This window comes from Mycobacterium sp. ENV421 (assembly GCF_002887815.1).
Classification (GTDB): domain Bacteria; phylum Actinomycetota; class Actinomycetes; order Mycobacteriales; family Mycobacteriaceae; genus Mycobacterium.
This window is the reverse complement of sequence record NZ_PDHO01000027.1, coordinates 59,338-70,273: the sequence shown is the minus strand read 5'-3', so window position 1 is coordinate 70,273 and position 10,936 is coordinate 59,338. Positions and strand designations below refer to the sequence as shown.

Annotated in this window: 13 protein-coding genes; 5 read left to right on the top strand and 8 right to left on the bottom strand. The window is 66.7% G+C overall.

The features are described from left to right. Positions 1–646: 646 nt before the first annotated feature. The gene (locus CRM90_RS23885) at positions 647–1,024 is read right to left on the bottom strand and encodes a helix-turn-helix domain-containing protein (protein ID WP_158249051.1); all 378 of its coding nucleotides are present in this window, start codon (positions 1,022–1,024) and stop codon (positions 647–649) included. A gap of 57 nt (positions 1,025–1,081) precedes the next feature. Next, the gene (locus CRM90_RS23880; RefSeq protein WP_102809407.1) at positions 1,082–1,609 is read right to left on the bottom strand and encodes a hypothetical protein; all 528 of its coding nucleotides are present in this window, start codon (positions 1,607–1,609) and stop codon (positions 1,082–1,084) included. 141 nt (positions 1,610–1,750) lie between these two features. Between CRM90_RS23880 and CRM90_RS23875 the strand changes: the two genes are divergently transcribed. Next, the gene (locus tag CRM90_RS23875; protein WP_102809406.1) at positions 1,751–2,467 is read left to right on the top strand and encodes an NAD-dependent deacylase; all 717 of its coding nucleotides are present in this window, start codon (positions 1,751–1,753) and stop codon (positions 2,465–2,467) included. On the opposite strand, the gene CRM90_RS23870 is transcribed toward CRM90_RS23875, so the two are convergent. Further along, on the bottom strand, positions 2,464–3,096 hold the full coding sequence (locus tag CRM90_RS23870) for a class I SAM-dependent methyltransferase (RefSeq protein ID WP_102809405.1): 633 nt from the start codon (positions 3,094–3,096) through the stop codon (positions 2,464–2,466). The genes CRM90_RS23875 and CRM90_RS23870 overlap by 4 nt on opposite strands. Before the next feature lie 173 nt (positions 3,097–3,269). Here CRM90_RS23870 and CRM90_RS31365 point away from each other — a divergent pair, with 173 nt between their 5' ends. Further along, positions 3,270–3,401 (top strand): hypothetical protein, encoded by a 132-nt coding sequence (locus CRM90_RS31365; protein WP_096312721.1) that lies wholly within the window; start codon positions 3,270–3,272, stop codon positions 3,399–3,401. An 81-nt stretch (positions 3,402–3,482) separates the two neighbouring features. On the opposite strand, the gene CRM90_RS23860 is transcribed toward CRM90_RS31365, so the two are convergent. The 3 genes from CRM90_RS23860 to CRM90_RS23850 are packed head-to-tail and all read right to left on the bottom strand — an operon-like array spanning position 3,483 to position 6,372. Continuing rightward, positions 3,483–4,481, bottom strand: coding sequence for an NAD(P)H-dependent flavin oxidoreductase (locus CRM90_RS23860; RefSeq protein ID WP_102809404.1), 999 nt, complete (start codon positions 4,479–4,481; stop codon positions 3,483–3,485). Next, positions 4,478–5,233 (bottom strand): 3-hydroxyacyl-CoA dehydrogenase, encoded by a 756-nt coding sequence (locus CRM90_RS23855; RefSeq protein ID WP_102809403.1) that lies wholly within the window; start codon positions 5,231–5,233, stop codon positions 4,478–4,480. Before CRM90_RS23855 ends, CRM90_RS23860 begins: the two co-directional genes overlap by 4 nt. Positions 5,234–5,286: 53 nt before the next feature. Then, positions 5,287–6,372: a CaiB/BaiF CoA transferase family protein gene (locus CRM90_RS23850; RefSeq protein ID WP_102809402.1), complete on the bottom strand. Its 1,086-nt coding sequence runs from the start codon at positions 6,370–6,372 to the stop codon at positions 5,287–5,289. Positions 6,373–6,470: 98 nt separating this feature from the next. Between CRM90_RS23850 and CRM90_RS23845 the strand changes: the two genes are divergently transcribed. From CRM90_RS23845 to tet(V), 3 genes are all read left to right on the top strand, one after another. Next, entirely contained in the window at positions 6,471–7,277 is an 807-nt protein-coding gene (locus CRM90_RS23845) for an enoyl-CoA hydratase (protein WP_102809401.1), read from the top strand. 102 nt (positions 7,278–7,379) lie between these two features. After that, complete coding sequence (locus CRM90_RS23840; RefSeq protein WP_102809400.1) at positions 7,380–7,730, top strand: type II toxin-antitoxin system HicB family antitoxin; 351 nt, start codon at positions 7,380–7,382, stop codon at positions 7,728–7,730. A gap of 49 nt (positions 7,731–7,779) precedes the next feature. After that, a complete protein-coding gene (gene tet(V) / locus CRM90_RS23835; RefSeq protein WP_102809399.1) occupies positions 7,780–9,066 on the top strand; it encodes a tetracycline efflux MFS transporter Tet(V) in 1,287 nt (428 codons plus the stop codon). On the opposite strand, the gene CRM90_RS23830 is transcribed toward tet(V), so the two are convergent. Further along, positions 9,063–9,764, bottom strand: coding sequence for a CPBP family intramembrane glutamic endopeptidase (locus CRM90_RS23830; protein WP_102809398.1), 702 nt, complete (start codon positions 9,762–9,764; stop codon positions 9,063–9,065). The genes tet(V) and CRM90_RS23830 overlap by 4 nt on opposite strands. Further along, positions 9,761–10,903 (bottom strand): NAD(P)H-binding protein, encoded by a 1,143-nt coding sequence (locus CRM90_RS23825; RefSeq protein ID WP_102809397.1) that lies wholly within the window; start codon positions 10,901–10,903, stop codon positions 9,761–9,763. Before CRM90_RS23825 ends, CRM90_RS23830 begins: the two co-directional genes overlap by 4 nt. Positions 10,904–10,936: the final 33 nt, after the last annotated feature.

Sequence of the window (10,936 nt, the reverse complement as noted above, 5' to 3'; positions counted from 1 at the left end):
CCGGCCAGTCAGGCCGCGTGACCGAAACTGTCACCTGATCGTGCAGCAGACCCGATCGGTAATCGGGGTGGACCGCTTGGGTTCGCCATCCTTCGTCACGTCTGCACCTAACTCATATCCATTGCGGCACGGCACCGACCCCCAGGCCGTTACCTGGACTCAGCATCAGCTTTCGCCGCTGCCCGTGATCGGGCAGCGGCTACGAGTTCGGCTGCGGACTCGTGACTGGGCTGTAACACGTAGCTGGGGGGTAGTCCGACATTCAAGATCCCGACCTGCGCCGCCGAATCACTAAGGCCCACTCCGAGATAGCCCATCAGGTAATCGTGACCCCACCCCCGGGCCAAATCGATCAGTTCGTCATCGGTAGGAGGCTCCCTGTCGATTGACACCCGGATCTCGGCGTCAACGAGGGCGAGCAAGTGCTCATCGTCGATCTTCACCGCTCCCCGCATCCCGACTTGATGCTTGCCGTCGACTGTGGCGACATCCAATTCAATCGCCAGCGCAGAGTTGACCCCGTCTGGGCCTACCGAGTTTCCCGAAATCGCAATTTCGAATGCGGCTTTCCCCGCGTCAGGCCAACGGCGCACCACGGCGCGCTGGTGCCATCGCACCCCGAAGTTCGCTACCCGCGCAGAGAGTGTCACCACCGAACCAACTGCGGTGACGGCACATGGACCACTTCCGCGTCATCCGGCGGGAGAACAGCATCAATGCGGAACGCCTTGACGACCATCCGATGGTGGCGTTCGCGATGCTCGGCTTCCAGCTCCCGACGTGCCACGACCTGGACATCGAGCGCGGCTTCGCACTGCGTCAGGTACTCGCGCAGTGTGGACAACTTGGGGTCGCTGTCCAGCCGCTCGATGCGCGAGACCGTCGAGTGGTCGACACCCATGAGGGTGGCGAGGTCGCGCTGGGATAGCCCCGCGACCTCGCGCGCGGCGACGAGATCCCGCTTGAACGCAACCTCAGCGCGGGCCGAGCGCCGCGCCGCGAGCCGCTTAATGGATATGGGCATCGTCGATACCTCCTCTGACACGTCACCCGAAGTGTTGCACATGCTGCAAACCCAGGGCTATGACGTGCGATAACTCACTTTTCTTTGCTTGCACCAGCCAACCGTTACATCCATCGCGTAACCGATGTGTTTGGTCTGCTTGGCCGATGATTTCGGGTGACTAGTGTCGCCCACCACGTCAGTCATCTCACGCATTGTTTTATGGCCCAGAAACGCCTTGAGTAGTAGTCGTTCGATGTCTGGCTCAGAGAAGTAAAGGCGGTACTGCCGCCGACCGCCCTCTTCAGGCCGTGAAATCCCACGCGTTTTGAACTCGCCGATCCATGGCTTGTTGATTCGGTGCTGCAGGTCGCGGCCCATCGGAGCGTCGTAGTCCCCGGGACCAAGGCCCCCCGGTTCGGACGCGGCTTCGATCAGGGCGTCGAAAAACTCGAGCGCTGTGACCTCCCACGGTGTGGGGTCATCTGCAGTCGCTGGGTTGCGTTCGTTTTCCAATGCGGCCCGCTGCTCCGCATATGTTTCAGCCTTCTCCCACGTGCACGAACCGGCCTCCGCGCGCGATGTCTCTCGGTCAAGTGGCGGCATACGCCGACCCTGCTAGCGCACACGTCAACATAATCGACAACGATAGGGCCAACGCGAGGTATTACCGCCCAAACACCATCAAGCAGAACAATCCTCCGTCCCTGGGTGTGACAGGTATGTCAGTGCCCTATTTTGGGGGATGTGCGTATCGCGGTACTGAGCGGGGCGGGGATCTCCGCCGAGAGCGGCGTGCCGACGTTCCGCGACGACAAGACCGGTTTGTGGGCCAAGTACGACCCCTACGAACTGTCGAGCACAGACGGTTGGCAGAACCACCCCGAACGGGTGTGGGCCTGGTACCTGTGGCGGCATCACCTCGTGCAACAGGTCGAGCCCAACGACGGGCACCGCGCGGTGGCGGCCTGGCAGGACTACGCCGAGGTTTCGGTGATCACCCAGAATGTCGACAATCTGCATGAGCGGGCGGGCAGCAACCCGGTGCACCACCTGCACGGCAGCCTGTTCGAGTTCTGGTGCGACACCTGCGGTTCGCGCTACCACGGTCCGCTGCCGGACATGCCCGAGCCCGAGCTGGAGAAGATGCCGCCGCACTGCGAATGCGGCGGACTGGTCCGACCCGGGATCGTCTGGTTCGGCGAACAGCTGCCCGACGAGCCGTGGCAGGCCGCCGTCGAAGCGGTGGCGACCTCCGACGTCCTGGTGGTGGTCGGCACGTCTGGGATCGTCTACCCGGCGGCGGGCCTGCCGGATCTGGCGTTGGCCCGCGGAGCCGTCGTCGTGGAGGTCAATCCCGAGCCGACTCCGCTGTCGACGAATGCGACGCTCACGATCCGCGAGTCGGCCAGCACCGCGCTGCCGACCCTGCTGCAGCAGTTGCCCGAATTGTTGAAGAACTAGTTCTTCGTCGCCCGGCCCAGTGCGACCTCGTGCACGGGCAGGGGCACCCAGGCCGGGAACTGCGCCTCACGACGCGCGGTCTCGATGACGAATCCGGCCCCGGAGATCGCGCGCTCGGTGTCGCGGTGGGTGTGACAGTTGCCGGCGAACCGCGGCCAGATCGTCGCGTCGGCCACCCGCTGCACTTGACCGCGCCATCCGCCTTCGGCGATGTGCTCGAAGTAGCGCAGTTCGCCGCCCGGCTTCAGCACGGAGTTGAGCTGCCGCAGCACCCCGTCGGGGTCGGCGACCGAGCACAGCACCAGCGAGCACACCACCGCGTCGAAGGGTTCGGTGGCCGGCATGGTCTCGACGGTCGATTCGATGACGGTGACCGGAATCGGGGCGGCCGCCGCGGCGTGTTTGGCCAGTGGCGCGAGGCGGGTTTCGGGCTCGAGCGCGACGACTTCGGTCACCGTGTCGGGGTAGAACTCGAAGTTGCTTCCGGTGCCCGCACCGACCTCCAGGACACGCCCGTGCAGGTCCGCGAGATTCTCTCGGCGGAGCCTGCGCATGGCGTGTGACTCATGGGCGGACAGCACTGTCCAGAAGCGGGCGAAAAACGGGTGGTCGACGGTCTGCTGTGACATATCTGTGATGTCCTCCCTGCTCAGAGCCACCCTAGTCGTAGGCGGTTTTTGGCTCCACGTGTGACCAACCTGACTTTTGAGTAAGGCACGACCTGACTCGTGAGTAACAATTGCCAGGAAACTCCGAATCGGGGCTCAACGATTCCTTAATGGCGGCTCATAGAGTCCTGGGTATGTGGATCGACGACACCAGTGCCGATGTCATCAAAATCGATTTCGATGCGCTGTATCACGGCGACTTCCTCGTGGAGGGTGACACCTCCGAGCAGTTCGAGGACAAGCCCCCGCTCGCCAACGCGAGCTAGCGCGCAGCGCCAAACGGCGCCCCACCGCTGATGCGGTGACGCGCCGTCCGGAGCTTTGATGTGGGTGGTGCCCGCCTGGGATCAGGCGGGCACTTTTGCGTCTTGGCTCTCGATCATTCCGGCCAGCCGACCACTGATGATCTCTTCGGCTTCGGAGACGATCCGGGAGATCAGCTCGCCACAGGTCGGGATGTCGTTGATCAAGCCCATCGCGGTGCCGACGGTCCAGATGCCGGCATCGATGTCACCGTCGTCGAACACCTTGCGGCCGCGCACGCCGGCCACCAGATCCTTGACGTCTTCGAACTGCCCGCCGCCCTTGAGGATCTCCACGACCTCGCGGGAGACGACGTTGGAGGCCACCCGGGCGGTGTTGTGCAGGCTGCGGAAGATCAGCTCGGTGCCGCGCTCGTCGCCGGCCACGATCGCTTCCTTGACGTTCTGGTGGATGCAGGACTCGACCGTGCACATGAACCGTGAACCCATGTTGATGCCGTCGGCACCCAGCGCCAGCGCGGCCACCAGGCCGCGGGAATCGGCGAAACCGCCCGAGGCGATCATCGGGATCTCGATCTTCTCGGCGGCGGCCGGGATCAGCACCAGGCCCGGGACGTCGTCTTCACCGGGGTGTCCGGCACACTCGAACCCGTCGATGCTGATGCCGTCGACCCCCAGGCTCTGAGCCTTCACCGCATGCCGCACCGACGTGCACTTGTGCAGCACCTTGATGCCGTTGTCGTGGAACATCGGCAGGTGCGGCGCCGGGTTGGATCCGGCGGTCTCGACGATCTTGATGCCCGCGTCGACGATCACCTGGCGGTACTCGTCGTAGGGCGGCGGGTTGATGGCCGGCAGGATCGTCAGGTTCACCCCGAACGGCTTGTCGGTCATGTCCCGGGTGCGGGCGATCTCCTTGGCCAGATCAGCCGGCGTCGGCTGCGTGAGCGCGGTGATGAATCCGAGCCCGCCCGCATTGGCAACGGCGGCAACGAGTTCCGCGCGACCGACCCACTGCATACCGCCCTGGGCGATCGGGTGCTCGACACCGAAGGTCTCGGTGAACTTGGTCTTCAGGCTCATCGCGGGGCCATCCGGATGGCGCCGTCCAGACGGATCACCTCACCGTTGAGCATCGGGTTCTCGACGATGTGCACGGCCAGCGCGCCGTACTCGTCGGGATCGCCGAGGCGGGCCGGGTGCGGCACCTGCTGGCCGAGCGAGCGCTGCGCCTCTTCGGGCAGCGAACCCAGCAGCGGGGTCTTGAACAGGCCCGGGGCGATGGTGCACACCCGGATCAGGCTGCGCGACAGGTCGCGTGCGATCGGCAGGGTCATACCGACCACACCGCCCTTGGACGCCGAGTAGGCGGCCTGCCCGATCTGGCCGTCGAAGGCCGCGACCGAGGCGGTGTTGATGATGACGCCGCGCTCTTCACCCTTGAGCGGTTCGGTCTTGGCGATCCGCTCGGCGGCCAGGCGCAGCACGTTGAACGTGCCGATCAGGTTGACCTCGACGACCTTCTTGAAGCCGTCCAGCGGAAAGGGCCCGTCCTTGCCCAGGGTCTTGATGGCGTTGCCGATGCCGGCGCAGTTGACGTTGATACGCACCGGGCCGAGGGACTCGGCGATGTCGAGCGCCTTGGTGACGGCCTCTTCGTCGGTGACGTTGGCCGCCACGAACTTGGCGCGCTCCCCCAGCTCGGCGACGACGTCTTCACCCTTGAGGTCGATGACGACCACTGAGGCGCCCGCGTCGAGCAGCCGCTTTGTGGTGGCCAGGCCCAGTCCTGAGGCACCGCCGGTGACGACGGCTACGGCGTCCTTGATCTCCACGAATGGTTTCCTTTCAGATACTCAGTTAGCTCGACCTACTGGTTGGTTGGGGACTATACCCAGTCGCGTAGGACGGCCTCGTTGTCGGCTCCCGGTATGCCGGGTGCGGCCGGGGTGTCGAGCCCGGTCCGGGAGAACCGGGGGGCGGGGGCCGGGAACGTCGAGCCCGCTTCGGTGTAGAAGGTGTTGCGCTCGGTGTTGTGCGGTTCGGTGTCGACCTCGGCGAATGACAGCACCGGCGTGCAGCAGGCGTCGCTTCCGGCGAACACCGTGGCCCAGTGGTCCCGGTCGTGCTTGCCGAAGGTGTCGGTGAGCACCGCACGCAGTTCCGGCCAACGGGTGATGTCGTTCTGGTCGGGCAGGTCGGCGTCTTTGAGACCGAGCTTCTCGATCAGTTCGGCGTAGAACTGCGGCTCGATCGCGCCGACCGCGACGTACCGTCCGTCGGAACACTCGTAGGTGTCGTAGTAGGGCGCACCGGTGTCGAGCATGTTGGTGCCGCGCTCGTCGCTCCACATGCCCATGTGGCGGAACGCCCACATCATCTGGGCCAGCACGCTGGAGCCGTCGACCATCGCCGCGTCGATGACCTGCCCCTTGCCGGAACGCTCCCGCTCCCACAGCGCGGACAGGATGCCGACCAGCAGGAACATCGAGCCGCCGCCGAAGTCACCGGCCAGGTTCAGCGGCGGGACGGGACGTTCGTTGACCCGGCCGACGGCGTGCAGCAAGCCGTTGAGCGAGATGTAGTTGATGTCGTGGCCGGCCTGCTGACTGCGCGGCCCGTCCTGGCCCCACCCGGTCATACGGCCGTAGATCAGGCGCTCGTTGACCTTGGCGCAGTCCTCCGGTCCGAGCCCGAGTCGTTCGGTGACACCGGGACGGAATCCCTCGATGAGGACGTCGGCCTTCGCGATCAGACCCAGGACCATGTCGCGGTCGTTCGGATCCTTGAGGTTGGCGCCGACCGAGCGACGGTTGCGCAGCAGGTAGTCGTTGCTGGGGGTGCCGGTGCCCTTGCCGAGCCGGTCGATGCGGACGACGTCGGCGCCCAGGTCACCGAGGATCATCGCGGCATGCGGACCGGGGCCGATGCCCGCCAATTCGATGACTCGCAAGCCGTGCAGTGGTCCGGCCATAGGTTGTCTACCCTCCAGTTGATTGATCGCCGCTTTAACTATTTACACCTGGCCCGACCCGTCGTGGGCTGCGCCCCCGCCGGGGCTAAGGTGCAGCCATGACGACCATCGACGCCTACACCGGTGTGCCGGAACTGACCGTGTCGCTCGACAGCGGAGTGTTGTCGGTGACGCTGAACCGGCCGGACAGCCTGAACTCGCTGAACGCGATCATGCTCCGCACGCTGGCCGACGTTCTCGAGCATGCGGCCGACGACGCGGCGGTCCGGGCCGTGCGACTCGGTGGGGCGGGACGCGGGTTCAGCTCCGGTGCGGGCATCAGCGCCGAGGATCAGTCGAACCGCCGCCCGGACACCCCGGACGAGGTTCTGCAGGAGGCGAATCGCGCGGTGCGCGCGATCGTGAACCTGCCCAAGCCGGTGGTGTCGGTGGTGCACGGGCCAGCGGCCGGGGTCGGGGTGTCGCTCGCGCTGGCCTGCGACATCGTATTGGCTTCGGAGAAGGCGTTTTTCCTGCTGGCGTTCACCAAGATCGGCCTGATGCCCGACGGCGGCGCGTCGGCGCTGGTGGCCGCCTCGATCGGGCGGGCCCGCGCCATGAAGATGGCGCTTCTGGCCGAACGAATTTCGGCAGCCGACGCGTTCGGCTTCGGTCTGGTCAGTGAGGTGTATCCGGCCGACGAGCTGGAGGCCGGCGTGGCGGCGGTGCTCGACAAGCTGGTATCCGGTCCCGCGATCGCGCTGCGCAAGACCAAGCAGGCGATCAACGCCGCGACGCTCACCGAACTCGAACCGGCGATCGGCCGCGAAAGCGAAGGCCAGCTGGTTCTGTTGGGCTCCAAGGACTTCCGCGAGGGCACCCGGGCATTCCAGGAACACCGCTCGCCGACGTTCACCGACGACTAGCCGAGCCGGCGGGGCAATACCACTCTGGGAAAGCCACTCACCACGCGGCGCCCAGCCGCCACCGGCCCCGGAATTGTCGGAGCGCCTGGCCATCATGGGGCGATGCCGAACTACACCTACCGCGCCGAATGGTCTGACGACTACTGCCAGTACCTCGGACTCTGTCTGGAGTTCAAAGGCCGGTACGCGACGGCCCTCACACCCCATGAAGCGATCGAGCGTGTCGAGAAGCTGATCGCCCAGGAACTCCACGAACTGGCCGAGATCGGGATGGACCCGCCGGAGTCGTTGACCGACCACCGCTACAGCGGCAAGTTCGCGGTGCGCCCCTCGCCCGTGCTGCACGAACGACTGGTGGTCGAGGCCGCCGAGCAGGGAATCTCGTTGAACCAGTGGGTGAGTTACAAACTCGCCGGCCGCCCCGCACCCTCGATCGACGACCTGTTCGGCTGACCCGAAAATCGGTGGACGTGGCCTGCGCCGGTCAGCGACCATCGACGGCATGAGTACGCACTACGACATCGAGCCGGTGAAACCCACCGGGCGCTGGCGCGTGCTCGCACCGTTCCGGTACCGCGAATTCCGGCTGCTCATCGCGGCAATGTCGATTTCGCTGTTCGCCGAAGGTATGTGGACCGTCGTGATGGCGCTTCAAGTCATCGCCCTCGCCGACGACCCGGCCGCGTTGTCTCTGGTCGCGGCCTGCCTTGCTGCCGGCATGCTGGCCTTCATCCTCGTCGGCGGCATCGTCGCCGACCGGGTACCGCAGCGCGCCATCATCATCGCGGTCGAAGTCACCAACCTCGCCGCCACCGGCGCCGTCGCCGTCCTCGGCATGCTCGGCGAGCTGCATCTGTGGCACATGGCAACTGCGGCAGCGGTTCTCGGTATCGGCGCCGCCTTCTTCTTCCCGGCCTACAGCGCCTACCTGCCGCGCATCCTGCCGGCAGAGCAGCTGCTGGCCGCCAACGGTGTCGAAGGCGCGATCCGGCCCACCCTGCAACAGGCCATCGGCCCGGCAGCGGCCGGTGTGCTGATCGGGATCACCTTCCCCGCCCTGGGTTCGGTCACGGTGGCTGCGCTGTTCGCGGTCGCGCTGACCCTGCTGGTGTCCATGCGGCCAGGGCATGGCTCACACATCGTGATGACCGTCGAGCGCGAGAAGCCGCACGTCCTCACCGATCTCAGGGAGGGTCTGCGGTTCGTCCTGCACACCCGATGGTTGCGCTGGACGCTGCTGTTCGCCTGCACCTGGGTGTTCTTGGCGATGGGTCCGATCGAGGTGCTGCTGCCGTTCATCGCCCACAACCGGTTCGCCCACGGCGAGCAGGTATACGGCCTGATGCTCGCCTCGTTCGGGCTGGGCAGTGCCCTGGGCGCGCTGGCGGTGTCCTCGCGTCGGCTGCCGCGGCGCTACCTCACGGTGATGATGACGATGTGGGGCGCGGGCTCACTGCCGCTGGTGCTCGTCGGCGCGACGTCGTCGCTGCCGGTGATGGTGATCGCGCTGTTCGTCGTCGGCCTCACCGACGGCGCGGGCATGGTCATCTGGGGCACGCTGCTGCAGAGGCGGGTACCGCCGGAGATGCTGGGCCGGGTGTCGAGTCTGGACTTCTTCGTCTCGCTGGCGTTCATGCCGGTGTCGATGGCGGTCGCGGGCCCGCTGTCGAAAGTGGTTCCGGTGGAGCTCATCTTCGCGGTGACCGGTATCGCGCCGGTGCTGCTGGCCGCGGTCGCGCTCGTCGCGGCGCGCATGCCGCGCGACGAGATCGCCCACCCGCTGGCCTAGTGCCAGATGCCGAACATCGGCGGCAGTGCCAGCACCATGATCAGACCCCAGACCACGTGGGTCAGCACCGGTGCCAGCACTCCGCCGGTGGCTCGGCGTTCCAGGGCGCACACGGTGCCGAGGATGATCGCGGCGAAGCCGAGCATCCAGTTGCCGCTGGCACACGTCGCGATGGTGTAGAGCACCGTCGAGATCACCACCGGGTGGAAGGCGCCCAGCGCGGTGTACAGCGCGCCGCGGAAGAACATTTCCTCGGCCAGACCGTTCACCAGGGTGATCACCACGATCAGCAGCAGGCTGCCGTGGTTGGCGTACTCCAGCACACGGGTGATGGCCTCGGCCACCGGCGGTATCTCACGGGTCACCAGACCGCCGAGCACAAAAATGCCGCCGAGCAGCAATCCGATCGCGAGCCCGGTGATGACCGGGCGCTGGTTTCGCCCGCGCCAGCGGATGCACCCCAGGTGCACCGGGCCGGACGCCCGCGCACCGAAGGCCCACGTCGCCGCCAGCGCCATCGTCAGCCAGTAGAACGCCGCATCGCCGGGCCTGCGGGTCAGCGACAAGCCGAGCAGCAGCGCACCGAGAACCAGCACCACGCACACCGCGATGCGCCGCCGGCGGATCGCGGACGGCCACTCCTGATGTGGTACAGCAACATTGGACGCCACCGACCGAAGTTCAGCCAACATCGTCATAACAGGCGAACTTTCGCCAGCACTAGGTCCAGGCCGGTCCGCAGCGCGCCGGCCAGCGGGCCGGGCACCGAGTCCAGCAGTCTCAGCGCGGGGCGCGCCACCCCGGGCGTCACCGTGGCAGCCATCCGCCGCAGTCGCAGCGCATCCCCGCCTGCCCAGATCGGATCGCTGTCAGCCAGGTGATGCGGGTCGGCCAGTCGGTCGACCGGACAGGGCGGCGGGCTGGCCACCGCGGCGGCGACGGCGTCTTCGATGGTGGTGAGTCCACCGGGCGGGTCCGGGACATGATCACGTAAGACAGTGTCCGAGGCCGTCATCGGATGGTCCAGCGATTCGATGAGATCGGCGGCCAATCCGCTGGGCACCGGTACTGCCGCGCCGGCCACTCGGCCGACGATCGCCTGCGGCACGATATCGCGCACCGGCAGCCCGGCCCGCAGTTCACCGGCGGCCTCGATGTAGGTCTGCAACAGCTCGCCGTAGGTCACGACGTCGGGCCCGACGATGTCGTACGACCCCGCCGGCACCACTGCGGGGTCGGCCGCGGCCAGCAGGTAGTACAGCACGTCGCTGATCGAAATGGGTTCGATGTCGTGGTCGGCCCACGGCGGTAGCGGAATCACCCAGAACCGGTCGCCGACATAGCGGACCATCTCGAACGACGTCGAGCCCGCGCCGATGATGACCGCCGCTCCGAGCCAGACCAGTTCGGCGCCGCCGTCGACGTCCAGCGCCGCGGCGACCTCGGCCCGGCCGGCCAGATGCTCGGACAACGTGTCGTCGTCGGGCACGAACCCGCCGAGGTACACGATGCGCCCCACGCCGGCAGCAGCCGCCGCTCTGCCCACGTTCGCCGCGCCTGCATTGTCGCGCTCGCGGAAGCCGGGCTGGCCGATGGCGTGCACCAGGTAGTAGAGGACGTCGATGTGTCCGGAGACGGCGAGCGCTGTCTCGACCGAGGTCGGGTCGTCGGCATCGAAGACGACGGCCGTCACCCGGTCACACCAGCCGAACCGGCCGAGTTTCTCCGGGTTGCGGGTCGCGGCGACGACCTCGTGACCGTCGTCGAGCAGCCGCGCCACCAGCCGGGAACCGACGTATCCGGTGGCACCGGTGACCAGGATCCGCTTCGAGTCCACGCTAGGACTTATCGGCAGTCTTGCCGCGGCGCA